Consider the following 17,482-nt stretch of genomic DNA (forward strand, 5'->3'; position numbering starts at 1 on the left):
GCTGGGCTATGCGGCGAAGCTTTGTGCGAGCTGGCGGATCAGATCCGGCCTATGTCCGCTCCATGAGGAGTTCGGTGAGATGACGACCGGAATCTGTTTGAAACCAGCGTTTTTGATCTGTTCGAAGGTGGACGGGTTCTTCGTCAGATCGACGGTGTCGTAACGCACGCCCAGCTTTGCAAGCTCTTGTTCGGTGGCTTCGCATTGCGGGTTGCTCGGATTGGTGAAGACGGTCACGGTCATTCGATTTCCTCCCTATGCAAATGGCTTTCGTCGTTTGTGAAAGCCGTGTCGGCCACGTTCTTCGGTTATGCTCGCTTACGCAAGCCACTATCTAGCATACACACTACCGGTAGTGGTGTGTCGTGAGATCCTTCACTGTATATAGTGGGGAATTCCCCAGAATTCCCAAAAATACGAACGTTTGTTCGAATATGCTCCAGTGTACCTCAAACTACGGAATTCGCGTCTGAGCGCATGTCGCAATCCAGTTGCCATTTATGGTGGGCGCATCGATTGAAAATGTGTGTTGATGGGTGTGGGGCGAATGCAAGCGGCTTTCGCGTGCGGATGTGGCCGTGACTACTCGATTGAGGGAAGGGAAGTACATGTCACCCCCCCCCATAGGATGTCTGATGGGGTGTAGCGCGAGTTTTCCCGTGCGAACGTGTCGAAAAATCCGACTTCCTGACTTACTTTGGCGTGGTAGTGCGCTTGGTGTGTGTGGGGAACTTCAAGGGGGTTTTGAGCGTTCTTTAGGGAAATGTATCTACGCTATGCTGAAGTCTGGCGGTTTTCCGTCGGAAATAGGAAAACCCTGGAAGTCGAATGGCTTCCAGGGTCGTGGATGGTTGGTCGCTGGCAAGGGCAGCGCATCAGAGTGCGGAAGTGTTTTCGAAGGCTCTTCCGCACTTGTCAACTGCGTTTGAGGTATAGCCCTCGCCGGCAGCCAGCCAAGTCTTTATACTACCCCCCCCCCATAGGCATACTCGGATTATGAGAGGGCGTGTTTGCGAAGTCACGTAATCAATAGAACGACGATTTGGCTTCGTGCAAGCTTTCCTTGAAAATCATCCCGGAAATCATCTCACACGAAGCCAAACCAGATCATTCCTACGTGAACGACGCTTCGGCTAAGCTAAGCTCAACTGGGCTCAGGCGCGCTTGCGCAGCACGGTGATGCCAGCGAAGCCGAGCAGAGCGAGCACAGCGAACACCGCAACACCGCCGACGGTGGCACCGGTGTTGCCGAGAACGGCCTTCTTGATCTTCTGGGCAACGGTCTTCTTGGTGTTGCTCTTGGTGTCGTTCTTCTTGGTGGTGTCGGCCGGCTTGCTGTCATCCTTCTTGGAGTCGTCGGTCGGAGCGTCCTTGTACATGGCGTACACGGCCCAGTTGCCGGTCACGACCATGTCCGGGTCGACCGGAACGTCGCCGTCGTTGGAGGCGAAGCCCCAGCCGGTGAAGATCTTGCCCTCGACGGCCGGTGCCTGGATGCCGAGCGCGTACTGGGAGAACTTGACCTTGTCCTTGGCGTAGTAGCCGACGGTCTGGATGAGCTTGTCGGTGCCTGCGTAGAAGGAGACCACGTTCTGGGTGGTGTCATCCTCGGTCGGAGCGTCCTTGTACATGGCGTACACGGCCCAGTTGCCGGTCACGACCATGTCCGGGTCGACCGGAACGTCGCCGTCGTTGGAGGCGAAGCCCCAGCCGGTGAAGATCTTGCCCTCGACGGCCGGTGCCTGGATGCCTGCGGCGTAGGTGGAGAACTTGACGTGGTCCTTGGCGTAGTAGCCGACGGTCTGGATGAGCTTGTCGGTGCCTGCGTAGAAGGAGACCACGTTCTGGGTGGTGTCATCCTCGGTCGGAGCGTCCTTGTACATGGCGTACACGGCCCAGTTGCCGGTCACTTCTGCGTCCGGGTCGACTGCGACGTCGCCGTCGTTGGAGGCGAAGCCCCAGCCGGTGAAGATCTTGCCCTCGACGGCCGGTGCCTGGATGCCTGCGGCGTAGGTGGAGAACTTGACGTGGTCCTTGGCGTAGTAGCCGACGGTCTGGATCAGCTTGTCGGTGCCTGCGTAGAAGGAGACCACGTTCTGGGTGGTGTCATCCTTCTTTTCCGCGTTCTTGTACATCGGGTAGACGGCCCAGTTGCCGGTCACTTCTGCGTTCGGGTCGACCGGAACGTCGCCGTCGTTGGAGGCGAAGCCCCAGCCGGTGAAGATCTTGCCCTCGACGGCCGGTGCCTGGATGCCCAGTGCGTACTGGGAGAACTTGAAGTGGTCCTTGGCGTAGTAGCTCACGGTCTGGATCAGCTCGTTCTTGGTGTTGTAGAAGGAAACCGTGTTCAGAGTCTTATCTTCCGAAGCCGGAGTGTTCTTGTACATCGGGTAGACGGCCCAGTTGCCGGTCACTTCTGCGTTCGGGTCGACCGGAACGTTGCCGTCGTTGGAGGCGAAGCCCCAGCCGGTGAAGGTCTTGCCTTCGACTGCGGGTGCCTGGATGCCTGCGGCGTAGGTGGAGAACTTGGCCTTGTCCTTGGCGTAGTAGCTCACGGTCTGGATGAGCTTGTCGGTGCCGGCGTAGAAGGAGACGGTGTACTGGGTATTGTCGTCCTGTGCCGGAGTATTCGCGTACGTCGCGTATACGGCGATATTCCCGCACACCGGATCGGTGTCCTTGAGCATGGGGCCCTCGGAGTAAGCCCAGCCGGTGAAGGTCTTGCCCTCAACAGTCGGTGCTGTGATGCCTGTGGCGAACATGGAGAACGCGGTGCCCTTTTGGTAGCCGGTCTTCTGGATAAGAGTGCCATCTGCGGCATAGAACGAGACTTCGACAATCGTGGAGTCGCTCTGAGTGGACACGGCCGAGTTCTGGTTCTGGTCACCTTCGGCCATTGCGACTGCCGGTGCCAAGGCAGCCAGAGTCGCTACAGCTGCAACGCCCGCAATAATCTTTTTGCTAAAAGACATTTGGGGAAACCCTTTCTTAGTTACGTAACTAATTGCCCCAAAGCGATGCCTTCGAAATACCGCCCTGAATGCGTGGCGTTCCCCCTCATAAGAATTCCAGAAAGCCATGATAGCTGCCCCCTAGCGACTTTTTCCAGAGGCTAGGGCGTGTTCGTTGGAATTGCAATCTTTCTCGATTCCCACACTTTCCTATTGCCGTTGTATTGGCGGAAGCCTTTTGGAATCGGCAAGGTGCCATCCCGTCAAGGCGTCTTGCCTGTAAGGGAGGAATCCGACGGTGGCGATGGCAGGGTGTTTGCCGGTGCGGATGATGATGTGACAATCCGTGTTTGGGGTGCGAACAATGTGAGCTCGTCTAATTGCATCTGGAGCCAAAACCGCGGGAATTGAAAAACCCTTGGAATCTAATGTTTCCAAGGGTTTCATATGTGCCCCCCGTGGGATTCGAACCCACAACCCACGACTTAAAAGGACGCTGCTCTAACCGTTGAGCTAGAGGGGCAACAAAGAGCTAGTATACAGCATATTTACGCAAAACGCCACACAAATCAGCTATAAGTGACAAAAAACGTGGATTATCACCAAGTCATCGCCGAATCATCATCGAATTCCCGCGAATCGCAGCATCATTTCTGCATATCTGCTCGTACAGTGGAATGCATGTCATGTACCACGATTCTTATAGGAAAGAAAGCCAGCTACGACGGCTCCACTATCATCGCACGCGACGATGATTCCGGTTCCGGCCGTTACGATCCGAAGAAATTCATTGCGGTCGCGCCGCAAGACCAACCGCGGCATTATCGCAGTGTGCTCAGTCATGTCGAAATCGATCTTCCCGACAATCCATGCCGATACAGCATTGTGCCGAACGTGCTGCCAAATCGCGGAATTCTCGCGGAAGCGGGCGTCAACGAGCACAATGTGGCGATGAGCGCCACCGAAACCATCGCAGTCAACGAGCGCGTGCTGGCCGCTGATCCGCTCGTTGAGTTGCAACCGGCGAACAAAGCCGCTAATACCCCTGAAATTCCGGGCGGAATCGGAGAAGAAGACATCATCACCCTTGTGTTGCCTTACGTAACCACGGCACGCGAAGGCGTCGCACGTCTCGCCGAACTGCTTGAAACATACGGCACCTACGAATCGAATGGCATCATCATTTCCGACGTAAACGAAATCTGGTATGTCGAAACGATCGGCGGACATCATTGGATCGCCCGCCGCGTGCCTGACGACTGCTATGCGACCATCCCCAACCAGCTCGGCATCGACGATTTCGACTTTGACGACGCCTTCAACACCCAACGTGAATTCATGTGCAGTGCCGATTTGCGTGAATTCATGGATGCGCACCACCTTGACCGCACTATGAGCGCGGCTGCAAGTAGCGGCTTCGGATTCCAGCCGACGAGCGCTTTCGGAAACGTCAATATGAACGGTGGCAGTAATAGCAGTAGCGGCGCGGCGCTGAGACGCAACCATTTCAATCCGCGCACAGCTTTCGGCACCGCCACCACCAAAGACCGCATCTACAACACTCCGCGTGCCTGGTACATGCAGCGCTACCTCAATCCAAGTGAGGATTGGGATTCGCCGGCCGCCCGATATACGCCCGCGTCCGACGATATTCCGTGGTGTCGCGTGCCTGAGAACGCTGTGACGCTCGAAGACGTCGATTTCCTGATGAGCGCACACTTCGAGGGAACCCCTTACGACCCGTACGGTACTCTCGGAACGTCGGAAAGCCGCCATCGCTACCGTCCGATCGGCATCAACCGCACCGGGCATATGGTGGCCATGCAGATCCGCCCGTACGCGCCGGAAACCAGCCGCTCGATCATGTGGATTTCGTACGGTTCCGGCCCCTTCACCGCGGCCACGCCGTTCTATGCGAACGTCGACGATACGCCCGCCTACCTGCGCGACACCACGCCGGAAGTCTCGACCAACAATCTGTACTGGGCGAACCGTTTGATCGCCGCGCTCGCCGACGCGCATTTCTACGAAACCAGCAATGCGATCGAAGAATTTGCGGAATCGGCCCGCGCGTATGGTCATCGTCTGGTGGAACGTACTGATGCCGAATTGCGTGAGATGACCGCGCAGTCGAGCGCGTCCGAATCACAAAAGAGTACAGAAACCGCGGAGATTACGGAAGACGCAAGTATTGCAATCATCGCCAGACTGCAGCAGTCCAACGAAGAAATGGCGGAATACTTGCGCACTCACGTTACGAAACTGCTCAACGACGTGCTCTACACGTCCAGCAATCTCATGCACAACAGTTTCGCCATGTCCGACCGCTGGAACTGAGCATAAAGTCTTGAAATCCGGCAAAACCCGTCCCAATGAGCTAGGTTTCCGCGCTCGGGGCGGTTCCGCATGAACGTAGGCTGTTGGAAGCGTCAGTGCTGCTTCCAACAGCCTCACGACTGCATCCTCGCCCCGTCGTCAGTTCTGCCATATATAAGGCAGATAGTGCCATCCAGACCGTCGATTGACCATCAAATCGTCGGAAATCGCAATCAGTTGAACCCGACGACGTGTTCCGCCACGAAATATCCCTTGCGAATCACGAAACGACCGATTGACCCGCGCAAATTCAACGCACGAGACATGGCTTTCTTGCGCACATCCTTGTAAATAGTGGGGGAGTACGCCTTAATGTCGTCCCACATATCCTTTTTCTTCTCATAATTTTCCGGATCGCGAGACAAAATCATGAACACACTTGCCACGGAACTTTCAATCGCCAGGAAGTGGATCATATAACGGTACAGGCCGTCCGGTACCGTGTCGCGTTCCGGAGTGGCGTGCACCATGCACTGGTTGACGAGGCGCAGCTGGTCGACACGGCGGATCATCACATCGGTCTGCACGCTTTGCCCGTCGCGCCCGATGAAATAGTGGTAGAACGGCGTATCCAAATACTTCATGGTCTTCACCCACGGGAATGGTTGGTACGCGTAAATGAAATCCACGTAGAACGTGTGCTCCGGCAGTTGCATGCCGGACTCTCGCACCACGGAAGTACGGTACGTCAGCGCGTGCATGAGAATGTATTCAGCCAAGCCGAAATGCCCAAGATCGTTCCAAGTCAGGCGCTCGCCGGCCTTCATGGCATGGCGGAAGTTCACTACATGCTTGTTGCGTTTGCCAACCTTGTCATACACATAATTGGTGACGAGCATGTCGATCGGCTCGGTGGAATCGGCCTCTTCGCGCAGCACGGCCATGACTTGTTCGAGTGCTTCGGGACCGACCCAATCGTCGGCGTCCACGACCTTCACATACATGCCGTTTGCTGCCGCGATGCCGGTGTTGACGGCCCCTCCGTGCCCCCTGTTCTCCTGGTGGATGGCGCGCACGATGCCTGGATAGCGGGCCTCGAATTTCTGTGCCATTTCCAGCGTGCCGTCGGATGATCCGTCATCCACGATCAGCACTTCGATATCGTCGTTGCGCTTCGCTGCGATTAACGACATGACGCATCGTTCCAAATATTCGGTCATATTGTACGCGGGCACCACGAAGGTGAGCGTCTTCTTCTCCTGCATAGTCTTCCTTGGTCGGCCGAGGTGACCTTCCGCGTGCGCGTGGTCACTGCGTAACGAAACTAACGTAGCACCTTGTTCGCTTCAGGGGAACGGTTTGTGCGCAATAGGCACCCTGAATAGTTCAATCTGCACCTGAAATTTCCCTTAAGGGTATCGTTGTTGACGATTCGTCGGTTTTCGTCGATGTTTATTGGCTGTTGTGCTGCTTACGATTCCTCTGTTGCGGGCACTGTTTAATTCCTGCGCTTGGCATCTGTTGGAGTGGGCTGCGATGCTTGCGGTGACAGGGTGCGGCTGGGTCTTACGACTGCTGTTCGGCTTGTGTGTCTTGGCTTCCGGCTGCGCCTTGTTCGGTGTTCTGTTCAGCGTTCTGCCCGGCTGGGCTTTCCGTATTGTTTTGTGATTGTGCCTCTTTTGCGGCCTTGCGCTCACGTTTCGCGATTTCCTTGATTTCGCGCCTTTCCTGCTTCTCCGCCTCTTTTGCGGCTTTGTCGCTTTCGAAACGCAGTTCCGGCTTGGCTTCCATGCGGCTCAAGCCATGCCAGGCCAGATTCACGATGTGCGCGGCGAGCTGCTCCTTGCTGAGCTTGCGCTGGTCGGCCCAATATTGGCAGGTGTAGACGGTCATGCCGATGAGCATCTGCGCGTAGTACGGCACGCCCTTGGCGGGCAGATGCTGCCGCTTGAACGCCTCGGTGAGTATGTCTTCGACGCGGATGGAGATGTCGCCGAGCAGCGAGTTGAATGATCCCGCGGGATCGGTTTTCGGCGAATCGCGGGTGAGCACGCGGAATCCCTCGGCGTTCTCCTCGACATAGGTGAGCAGTGCGAGGGCGGTGCGTTCGACGATCTGCCGCGGATGCGCCTGCGGATCGGATAGCGCGTTGATGAGGGTGTCGGTGAGCGCGCGCATTTCGCGGTCCACCACCACGGCGTACAGGCCCTCTTTACCTCCGAAATGCTCGTACACAATGGGTTTTGACACTTTTGCGGTGGCGGCGATCTCCTCCACGCTCACTGCTTCGAAACCCTTCGACGCGAACAGCGAACGACCGATTTCGATGAGCTGCTCGCGCCGCTGATACGACGTCATTCTGGATGTGTTAGCCATGCTGTCCAGTTTTTCACGTCCCGTGGATAGTCTGTCCGATTCTGCAGAATCGGACAATTGTGGTGCGTTTGACGGTGCTTACTTGTCCGTTTCTCCCGAATCGGACATTCGTGGTGCGTCCGCGGGGCGGGGCCGGAGTGTCCGTTGCGCTTTTTAGGCTGGAGCCATGGATACGAATGTGATTATTGCGATTGTCGCTGTTGTCGTTATTGCGGCAATTCTAGTGATTGGTGGTTGGTGGCTCGGTAAGACCCGCAAGAACGCCGTCAACAAGTCCACTGAGGATGCGAAAGCGGCTGCTGATGCCCGTCTTGCTGCGGAAGCAAAGTCGGCTGCGGCTGATTCTTCCACGGTGAAGCCGTCCGTTGATTCCAATGTTGATGCAGCTGAAAAAGCTCCGGCTGAAAGCCAGCAGAAGTCCTCAGCTCAAGCTTCCTCTTCCGAAACGGCGGCTCCTGCACCAGCCACCGAAGCCAAGCCCGAACCGGTTCATGAAACCCCCGAAGCCGCCGGCACACGCATGCAGCGTCTTAAGGCGCGCCTGTCGAAATCCGGCAATCCGTTCGGCAAGGCCCTGTTCAACATCCTCGCCAAGGATCAGCTCTCCGAAGCTGACTGGGAGGACGTCGAAGACACCCTTCTGCTTGCCGATGTTGGCGCGGAAGCCAGCGAACAGCTTGTCGAGGAACTACGCAACGACGCCCGAATCTCAGGCCAGTCCGATCCGGCCGAAGTGCGTGCCGCGCTGAAAGACAAGCTGCTGAAGCTCGTAGGCACTGACACGGATCGCCGCCTCAATGCCGATAAGGAAGGCGCGAACAAACCGAACGTCATCATCATGGTCGGCGTGAACGGCACGGGCAAAACCACCACTGCGGGCAAGCTTTCCCGCCTGCTCGTTTCCGAAGGCAAGCAGGTCATGCTGGGCGCTGCCGATACCTTCCGCGCGGCGGCCGCCGACCAGTTGGAAACTTGGGGTGCGAAGGTGGGCGTTCCGGTCGTGCGTTCCGACAAGGACGGCGCCGATCCGGCGTCCGTCGCATTCGAGGCCAGCGCCAAGGCCAAGGAAGAGAACGTCGACGTGCTCATCATCGACACCGCCGGCCGCTTGCAGAACAAGGCGAACCTCATGGACGAGCTCGGCAAGATCCGCCGCGTTACCGAAAAGAATCTTCCGGTCGACGAGGTGCTGCTCGTGCTCGACGCCACCACCGGCCAGAATGGCATGACGCAGGCCAAGGTGTTCGCCGAAGCCATCGGCATTACCGGTGTGGTGCTCTCCAAGCTTGACGGTTCCGCAAAGGGCGGCATCGTGATTTCCGTGCAGAAGGAGCTTGGCGTGCCCGTCAAGCTCGTCGGCCTCGGCGAAGGCCCGGACGATCTCGCCCCGTTCGATCCGGAAGGCTTCGTCGACGGCATCCTCGCCTGAGATGATTACGCTCTCGAGAAAGCCTCCCCGCGTGGGAGGCTTTCTTTTTACCCCCGACCAGTCCTATCTCGCCTATATAAGGCAGATACGCTGAAAAATGGGCTGATATTGGTTTTGTCCTGGGAGTGGTGCGCAATCTGAAACAAAACATGCCAGCCGCTTTATTCCGCCATTTTCGGTTGGCGTAATGGCGAGATGGCGTTACCTTGCTGTAACACGTCGTAACGTTTTCAAAACGCGGGCGGCGTTCCATACCGTTTTGTCAGCCCCATACGATGGGGCCGGAAATGTGAACTCAAAAAGAAAGAAAGAGGAGGGTGACATGGGTCAGCTTGATTCTGGAAATGCCGCGTGGATTTTGACTTCCGCGTCCCTTGTGTTCCTCATGACGCCGGGTGTGGCGTTCTTCTACGGTGGCATGGTCCGCGCAAAGGCCGTGCTGAACATGATGATCATGGAGGCGGCCGCTCTGTCCGTCACAATGGTGATCTGGGTGCTGTGGGGCTGGTCCATCGCCTACGCAGGAACTTCGGTCGGCGGTGTCTTCGGTGATCCGGCCACGGGCTTCCTGTTGAAGGATTCCATGGTTTCCGACGGTGGCGTCTTCACGTCGGCTTCACTGAACTCCAACAATTACCCGGTCAGCGTCGATGTGGCGTTCCAGTCCGCATTCGCCATGATTACCGTCGCTCTGATTTGCGGCGCTATCGCTGAACGTGTCAAGTACTCCACTTGGATGATTTTCGTCGCGCTGTGGATTACCTTCGATTACGCTCCGCTCGCCCACATGGTGTGGAATGGCGGTCTGCTGAGCGCTGACGGCGCGATCTCCCAGGCCATCGGCGCTGCCGCCCACGATTTCGCAGGTGGTACGGTCGTGCACATCAATGCTGCAGTCGCCGCTCTGGTGATCGTGCTGATCATCGGCAAGCGCAAGGGCTTCGGCACCCAGCCGTTCCGTCCGCACAATGTTCCGTTCGTGATGCTTGGCGCTTTCCTGCTGTGGTTCGGATGGTTCGGCTTCAACGCTGGTTCCGCGTTCGCAGCCAACGGCACCGCAGGCTACGCTTGGGTTTCTACTTCCGCTGCAACCGCCGCCGCAATGCTCTCTTGGGGCTTCACTGAGAAGATCCGTACCGGCCACTACACCGCCATGGGTGCCGCTTCCGGTATCGTCGCAGGTCTGGTCGCTATCACCCCGGCCGCCGATGTGGTTTCCCCGCTGTGGGCCATCGTGCTCGGCGCCATCGCTGGCGTGCTTACCTGCCTCGCTTGCGGCCTGAAGTTCAAGCTCGGCTACGATGATTCTCTCGACGTTGTCGGCGTCCACGGCGTCGGCGGCTTCACCGGCACTGTGCTCATCGGCTTCTTCGGCGAAGGTACCGGCCTGTTCGCAGGCGGCGACTGGAAGCAGCTGGTTGTGCAGCTCCTCGTTGCCCTCGTTGCCATCATCTGGTCCGCTGTTGTCACCGGCATCATCGCCTTCGCTCTGGAGAAGACGATTGGCTGGCGTGTCACCGAAGCTCAGGAAGTCGGCGGTATTGATCTTGCCGATCAGGGTGAACGTGCTTACGATTTTGCTGGTACCGCCAGCTCTGTTCTCAAGGAGGTGAAGTGAGATGAAGCTCATTACCGCTATCATTCAGCCGCATAAGCTTGACGATGTCAAGGAAGCCCTCGCTGCCGCAGGTGTTCACGGTCTGACCGTGTCTGAGGCTAACGGTTACGGCCGCCAGCGTGGCCACACCGAGGTTTACCGTGGTGCGGAATACACCGTGGACCTCATTCCGAAGATTCGCATCGAGGTGCTGTCCGACGACGCCGATGCCGAGACTCTGGTCGGTGTGATCGTCAAGTCCGCCGGCTCCGGCACCATCGGCGACGGCAAGGTCTGGGTTGCCCCGCTTGACTCGGTGACCCGCGTGCGCACCGGCGAGACCGGCTCTGCCGCTATCTGATAATTCATTCGGATAGATATTAAGGACTCCGGGCTTAGGTTCGGGTTATCAATAGACAGATCCCCGTACGTGCTTCGCGCCGTGCGGGGATTTTCATACGATTTTCGCGTCAGATTGTCTGCTTCGGATTTCCCTTATCTGCTCAGATTTGCTTGTTTTTGCGAAGATTCATAAGGATTTGCTATGACTTCAGCGGTTGATGGTCTTAAACAACGTTTCATGAATATAAGTCAGCCGGATGCCGACGGCGTGTACCGCAATGGTGCGGCGAAGCGCAAGGCTCGTACGGATCTGGCCATGGATTGCCTGACGAAGTTGTGGCAGGAGGCCTGCCAGACGGTTTCTTTTGACGTTCCGCAAGTTGGTATTGGTCTTGGTGCGGTCGGTTCGTTGGCTCGCGGCCAAGTTGGACCGAGTTCCGATCTTGACTTGGTGGTCATTTATGAGCTTCACGCGCTTACTGACCAGCAGCTCAATGAGCTTGCCAACAAATTGTGGTATCCGATTTGGGATTCTGGCCTTGATCTTGACCAGTCGGTGCGCACCCGCGCGCAGTGCGAGGCGGTCACAGACCATGATCTGCCCGCCGCGATGGGTTGGCTGGATGTGGTGCCGATAGCGGGCGACACGCAGCTGATCGAATCCACGGCCGTCTCCATTTTAGAGCGTTGGCGTAGGGCCGCCCGTAAGCGCTTGCCTGAATTGTTGGGTTCCGCCAAGTCTCGTTTGGACGAGTTCGGCCGTATGGCGTACGGCAATCAGCCTGATATTAAGGAGTCTCGCGGCGGTTTGCGCGATTCCGTGCTGGTATCCGCGCTTGCCGCTTCTTGGCTTGCCGACCGCCCGCACGGCCAGTATGACGATGCTGTCGAACGGTTGTTGGATGTGCGTGACTGCATTCATTTGGTTGCCGCCAAAGACACGAATATGCTGCTTGCTCCCTATCAGGCGAGGGTTTCGGCGATGTTGGGTTTGGCTGATCCGACGTTGCCGAGCGGCGAGCGTGAGGCGAAGTCGATTGATGATTTGCAGACGTTGCTCGCTCGTGTTGGCCGTCAAATCGCGTTTTCGCTTGATTCTACGGCTTCCCGCGCCGAGCATTCGTTGACTCATGAGAAGCCTCGTTTTGCGTTTTTTCAGGTGTTCCAGCCTCGTGGCGGTGGCAAGCGTCAGGCGCCTACGTTTGATGTGGTCGCGCCCGGTATTGCCAAGCATGAGGAGGAGATTGTGCTTGCGCCGGGTGCCGATCCGAAGTCTGACCCGTGCCTTGCATTGCGTGCGGCTGTTGCTGCGGCTGAGTTTGGTCTGCCGATTGCGCCCGGCACGTTGCAGAATCTGAAGTCATGTCCGATTGATGATCGCACTTGGAATGATGAGTCGCGCAGTCTGTTCTTGCGTTTGCTTGCGAGCGGTCCCGCGTTGTTGCAGGTATGGGAGGAGATTGATTTTGTTGATATTCCGGGTCGTTTGATTCCGGAATGGTTGGCGATTCGTAATCGTCCGAGCGCTTCGGCTGCTCATCGTTACACGATTGACCGTCATTCGGTTGAGGTGGTCACACGGCTTGGTCGTGAAACACCTCGTGGAAACCGTTATGATGATCGGCATTATCAGGCGTTGCTGTTGGCTGGTATTTTGCATGATATCGGCAAGCGTCCGTGGGTTGCCGATCATGCTGCGGAGGGTGCCCGTCATGCGTCCACGGTTTTGAAACGTATGGGTTTTGACCGTGACATTATTTGGTGGGTCACGTTGCTGGTGCGCGAGCATCTTACGTTGTCGGAATTTGCGACTGGCCAGAATCCTAATGATCCGAATGTTGGTGACGAATTGGCCTCCCGTCTTGATCATGATCCGCTGCTGCTTGACATGCTCTTTGACCTGACTCGCGCTGACGGTTCGTCATTGGGTGCCACGTCCGGCGAGACCATTTCCAAACAGTACGGCTGGAGCAAATGGCGCGAAACCCTCGTCCGAACCATGTACAACGCCACCCGCTATCACATGTGAGTCCGTGTAGGCCGTGGGCGAGTGTCCGGCAAAGCGACTGGTTACCAATATGGCGCCCGCCGCGCTGTCGTATATGCGCTATTTAAGAAAAAGTGGGGAACATATCACCTTCAGTTCACTTAAGCAAGTCAAAACCAGGGGAATAGACGCCTGTACGAAAGATGTCCCCAAGTTGTCCACTTGGTTATCCCCATTTGGTGGATAACTCGATATGTTTTCCACATAGTTATCCCCAATATGTGGATAACTTGGCTTTTTTCGACTTTCTTATCCACAGCGAACCGATTCGCGCGTGTCGTGTATCATCAACTCCAGCAATGCGGAGAATCCTCGATAATCTCAGCACAATACTGTTCGTGAAGTGGCACAGGTATTATGGTTTTTCCCGGTACACCACACATCGAAGAGCTGGAGAAGCATGGCGGAGAGCAATTCTTGGAACAACGGCCTGAATCAAGGGCAAAACCGCGGTTTTTCAGGCAATGGCAGCACTTCCGGAACATCCGGAGCAGCCATTCGCGACGCCATCTTTGACCGTGTGCCGCCACATGACGACGCCGCCGAAATGGCGGTGCTCGGCGGCATGCTCATGAGCAAAGACGCCATCGGCGAAGTCTCACAGATGATCGACATCACCGATTTCTACCAGCCGCGTAACCAAACCGTGTACGAAGCCATCATCAACCTGTTCTCCGCATCGCAACCCGTCGACGCGGTGCTGGTAGCCAATCAACTGCTCAAAGACGGCGACCTCGAAAAAGTGGGGGGATCCGACTATCTGCACAGCCTCGTCGCATCCGTGCCGACCGCAGCCAACGCAACCTTCTATGCCGACATCATCCATCAGCGCGCCATCTTGCGCAATGTGATCGCAGCCGGCACCAAAATAGCGCAGCTCGGCTACACGGCCGAAGGATCCCAAGCCGAAGACGTCGTCAACCTGGCGCAGGCCGAAGTCTACGAAATGTCGACCGGCAAAGTGAGGCAGGATTACGCGCCGATCGGCACCGTCATCACCGACACCCTTGACCAAATCGACCGACTGCAGAACGGCGAAGTCTCCAAGGGCGTACCAACCGGATTCCGCGACATCGACGAAGTGACGCAAGGCCTGCAGCCGGGCCAGATGATCGTTGTGGCAGGACGCCCCGCCATGGGCAAGTCCACGCTCGGCGTCGATTTCGCACGATCCGCCGCGTTGCACCACAATATGACATCCGTGATCTTCAGCTTGGAAATGAGCAAAAACGAACTTGCGCAACGAATTATCTCCGCGGAAACGAATATTCCGTTGGCAGCCATGCGCCGAGCGGAAGATATCACGCAGGAACGTTGGAATATCCTTAATAATCTGCAAGATAAACTGCAGAACGCACCATTATTCATCGACGATAGTCCGAACATGAGTTTGATGGAGATCCGTGCGAAATGCCGTCGATTGAAGCAGACGAATGACCTGAAATTGGTGGTGATCGACTACCTGCAGCTCATGACTTCCGGCAAGGCCGTGGAAAGCCGCCAGCAGGAAGTGTCTGACTTCTCGCGTGCATTGAAGCTGCTTGCCAAGGAATTGGAAGTGCCGGTGGTGGCGCTGAGCCAGCTGAACCGTGGCCCCGAAATGCGTCAGGACAAGAAGCCGCAGCTTTCCGACCTGCGTGAATCTGGTTCTATCGAACAGGACGCCGACGTGGTGTTCCTCGTGCACAGACCGGACGCCTACGACAAGGAGGACCGCCCGGGCGAGGCCGACATCATCATGGCGAAGCATCGTAACGGTCCGACCGATACCTTCAACCTCGCGTTCCTTGGCGCGTACTCCAAGTTCAAAGATATGCCGCAGGACTATCAGAGCCAGCAGGAGGTATAAGCATGGCGTGGAACTCATTCGCAACGCCGTTGATCGGCAAAGCCGTGCGAGCGGCCTCCCGCTTGGCACATGGTGGCGGCAGCGCGTTCCCCGGCAAAATCGTGGAACAGATCGACCCACAATTCCTCGCACGCACGCTACAGCAGCTGCCGCTCGGCGTGGTGCTCGTATCCGGCACGAACGGCAAAACCACCACCACTCGCATGGTGGCAAGCATGCTGGAATCGTTGGGATTAAAAGTGTTCACCAACCCGACCGGATCGAACTTCACCCGTGGCGTGGTTTCGTCGCTGCTGGCCGAAGTCTCGCTTGGCGGCAAACTGGACGCCGATATCGCCGTGTTGGAACTCGACGAAGCGTATGCGGTGCATTTCGTCAAACAAGTGCAACCTGACTACTGCCTGCTGCTCAACGTGATGCGTGACCAGCTCGACCGTTTCGGCGAAATCGACAATACCGCCCGCCTGCTGAGCAAAGCTGCCGAAGCGACCACCGGAACCGTGGTGCTCAATCGTGAGGATCCGCGCATCGCACGGCTTGCAGACGTCACGCATACTGAAGATGGTGTGGAAGTGCGCTATTTCGGACTTGACAAGTCGCTGCGCAGCTTCTTCCCTTCCGACGATGACATGTGCACGACGGTTGATACGGAATCGGCAGCTGATACTGAAGCGTCAGTTGGTATTGACTTGTCCGAATCTGCAGAATCGGACGAAAATATTGAGATTGGCGATGCTTCCGCAATTGCGAAAACTGGGGAACATGCAGAAAAATCGGAAAATGCAGAATCTGCGGAACAGCTACCGGCTGACGTGACCCTGCTTGCCGTAGGCGACCATCGTGCCAGCTTCGGCATCGATGGCGAAACGTACGAAACCGGCGTGAAACTGGAAGGTGTGTACAACCTGTACAACGCGGCGGCCGCGCTGGCTGCCGTGCGAGCGGTCGTGGCCGACGCGCAGGCAATGTTCCTGCCGTTCGAAGAGAACGTAACCGACGAACTGCTGCGCCAAGTGGGAATCTCACAGCGCATGATCGATTTCGCGCACTCCACCACGCAATCCATGATCGACGCGGCATCCGAAGTCACTCCGGCATTTGGACGCGGCGAAGTCATCGACGTGAACGGTTCACCGGTGGAGCTGCTGCTCGTCAAAAATCCCATGGGATTCCGTCTGTCGCTCGCATCCTTCGCCCCCGAAGGCTGCGACACCATGATCGCCATCAACGACGAATACGCCGACGGGCGTGACATGAGCTGGCTGTGGGACGTGGACTTCTCCTCGCTGCGAGGCACCGGTGTATCTATGGTTTCAGGCGTGCGCGCATGGGATATGGCGTTGCGTCTCGAATATGATCAGGTGCCGGTGAATAGCGTCAACACGGAACTTGAAGAGGCCGTCTCAACGTTCGTGAACGCGAATCCGGGTACCCCCAAGCATATCTACTGCACATACACGGCAATGCTCAAAACGCGAGCCGCGCTCGGCAGAATCGCCGAAGTCGCCGACGCTGGCGTGGGCAAGTGACGGCGCACATCCGCACAATCCGGCAAAACGTGCGAAAAACGCATGAAAATCGGCGCAACGCATGAAAACGCATGAAGAACGTATGAAACGCATGAGGGAGACGATATGAGCCAGACAATCGACATCGTGTCGCTATATCCGAAAGACATGAACATCTACGGCGACTCCGGCAACGTACTCACCATCCAGCGCCGACTCGCGCTGTACGGCTACGAACCGCACGTGCACGCCTACAATCAGAGCGACGCGTGGCCCGAACATGTCGATATGATTCTGGGCGGCGGCGGCCAAGACACCGGCCAGAAGAAAATCATCGACGACTTCTTCAAACGCGCCGACCTGTTGCGCTCGCTGGCTGCCGACGGCACCCCCATGCTCATGATTTGCGGCCTGTACCAGCTGTTCGGCGAATATTTCGAAACGGTGGATGGTTCCCGACTCGACGGCATCGGCGTGATCGGCGCGTACACGGTTGGTCAGGAAGTGCGCATGATCGGCAATCTGACCGAGCATTCCGCCGATTTTGGCGATATCATCGGCTACGAAAACCATTCCGGTCAGACCTTCCTGCGCGAAGGCGTGCAGCCGCTCGGTACTGTCGACGCGGACGGCACCGGCAACAATGGCGAGGATCATACGGAAGGCGCGCGCGTCAACAATGTGATTGGCACATACATGCACGGTTCGCTGCTGCCGAAGAATCCTGCGCTCGCCGATTTTCTGATCCGCACCGCCGTGGAACGCCGATACGGTTCGTTCGATCCGGTTGCTGCAGGGCAAACGCAAGCGCAGCGTGCGGAACTTGACAGCATCAATACGATTGCAGGCAACGCGCGTCGCGTGGCCATGTCACGCCCGCGCTGATCGGCCGTTCATTTTTTTGCGCGAGTTTCGCACGATCACGCTGTCCTGTGTTTTTGCGGCTTCGTTTTCGTTTTCCGTACGCTGTGAGCATACGGCAGCGAGCCTTCCGCAGAATTGCGACAATTGATCAGTTTCGTTGACTTTATTTGTGAAGATAATGCGATAGAGTGGGTACTACCATC

Annotated in this window: 12 protein-coding genes and 1 tRNA gene; 8 read left to right on the forward strand and 5 right to left on the reverse strand. The window is 57.0% G+C overall.

What is annotated here, in order from left to right; translation table 11 throughout:
• Positions 1 to 6: 6 nt before the first annotated feature.
• From BBPC_RS00545 to BBPC_RS00555, 3 genes are all read right to left on the reverse strand, one after another.
• Entirely contained in the window at positions 7 to 243 is a 237-nt protein-coding gene (locus tag BBPC_RS00545) for a glutaredoxin family protein (protein ID WP_003833732.1), read from the reverse strand.
• Positions 244 to 1,154: 911 nt separating this feature from the next.
• The gene (locus tag BBPC_RS00550; protein WP_047749553.1) at positions 1,155 to 2,972 is read right to left on the reverse strand and encodes an InlB B-repeat-containing protein; all 1,818 of its coding nucleotides are present in this window, start codon (positions 2,970 to 2,972) and stop codon (positions 1,155 to 1,157) included.
• Positions 2,973 to 3,401: 429 nt separating this feature from the next.
• Positions 3,402 to 3,474 (reverse strand) — tRNA-Lys (locus BBPC_RS00555).
• Positions 3,475 to 3,632: 158 nt separating this feature from the next.
• On the opposite strand from BBPC_RS00555, the gene BBPC_RS00560 reads away from it, so the two are divergent.
• Positions 3,633 to 5,288, forward strand: coding sequence for a C69 family dipeptidase (locus BBPC_RS00560; protein WP_004220350.1), 1,656 nt, complete (start codon positions 3,633 to 3,635; stop codon positions 5,286 to 5,288).
• A gap of 212 nt (positions 5,289 to 5,500) precedes the next feature.
• Here the strand turns inward: BBPC_RS00560 and BBPC_RS00565 are convergent, their stop codons facing one another.
• The gene (locus BBPC_RS00565; protein WP_004220348.1) at positions 5,501 to 6,532 is read right to left on the reverse strand and encodes a glycosyltransferase family 2 protein; all 1,032 of its coding nucleotides are present in this window, start codon (positions 6,530 to 6,532) and stop codon (positions 5,501 to 5,503) included.
• 301 nt (positions 6,533 to 6,833) lie between these two features.
• Entirely contained in the window at positions 6,834 to 7,643 is an 810-nt protein-coding gene (locus tag BBPC_RS00570) for a TetR/AcrR family transcriptional regulator (protein ID WP_231857839.1), read from the reverse strand.
• 166 nt (positions 7,644 to 7,809) lie between these two features.
• Here BBPC_RS00570 and ftsY point away from each other — a divergent pair, with 166 nt between their 5' ends.
• The 7 genes from ftsY (at position 7,810) to BBPC_RS00605 (ending at position 17,300) form a co-directional block, all read left to right on the forward strand.
• Positions 7,810 to 9,072 carry a signal recognition particle-docking protein FtsY gene (gene ftsY, locus BBPC_RS00575; RefSeq protein ID WP_004220345.1) on the forward strand — a complete coding sequence of 421 codons (1,263 nt, stop codon included), beginning with the start codon at positions 7,810 to 7,812 and terminating at the stop codon, positions 9,070 to 9,072.
• 322 nt (positions 9,073 to 9,394) lie between these two features.
• A complete protein-coding gene (locus tag BBPC_RS00580) occupies positions 9,395 to 10,690 on the forward strand; it encodes an ammonium transporter (RefSeq protein ID WP_033500658.1) in 1,296 nt (431 codons plus the stop codon).
• A 1-nt stretch (position 10,691) separates the two neighbouring features.
• On the forward strand, positions 10,692 to 11,030 hold the full coding sequence (locus tag BBPC_RS00585) for a P-II family nitrogen regulator (RefSeq protein WP_003807443.1): 339 nt from the start codon (positions 10,692 to 10,694) through the stop codon (positions 11,028 to 11,030).
• 183 nt (positions 11,031 to 11,213) lie between these two features.
• The gene (locus BBPC_RS00590; RefSeq protein WP_004220339.1) at positions 11,214 to 13,040 is read left to right on the forward strand and encodes a [protein-PII] uridylyltransferase family protein; all 1,827 of its coding nucleotides are present in this window, start codon (positions 11,214 to 11,216) and stop codon (positions 13,038 to 13,040) included.
• A gap of 418 nt (positions 13,041 to 13,458) precedes the next feature.
• Positions 13,459 to 14,907: a replicative DNA helicase gene (dnaB, locus tag BBPC_RS00595; protein ID WP_003833756.1), complete on the forward strand. Its 1,449-nt coding sequence runs from the start codon at positions 13,459 to 13,461 to the stop codon at positions 14,905 to 14,907.
• 2 nt (positions 14,908 to 14,909) lie between these two features.
• Positions 14,910 to 16,436 carry a Mur ligase family protein gene (locus BBPC_RS00600; protein WP_004220338.1) on the forward strand — a complete coding sequence of 509 codons (1,527 nt, stop codon included), beginning with the start codon at positions 14,910 to 14,912 and terminating at the stop codon, positions 16,434 to 16,436.
• A gap of 105 nt (positions 16,437 to 16,541) precedes the next feature.
• Positions 16,542 to 17,300: a type 1 glutamine amidotransferase gene (locus tag BBPC_RS00605; RefSeq protein WP_004220336.1), complete on the forward strand. Its 759-nt coding sequence runs from the start codon at positions 16,542 to 16,544 to the stop codon at positions 17,298 to 17,300.
• Positions 17,301 to 17,482 lie beyond the last annotated feature (182 nt).

It is taken from the genome of Bifidobacterium pseudocatenulatum DSM 20438 = JCM 1200 = LMG 10505, assembly GCF_001025215.1.
In the GTDB taxonomy this organism is placed as follows: Bacteria; Actinomycetota; Actinomycetes; order Actinomycetales; family Bifidobacteriaceae; genus Bifidobacterium; species Bifidobacterium pseudocatenulatum.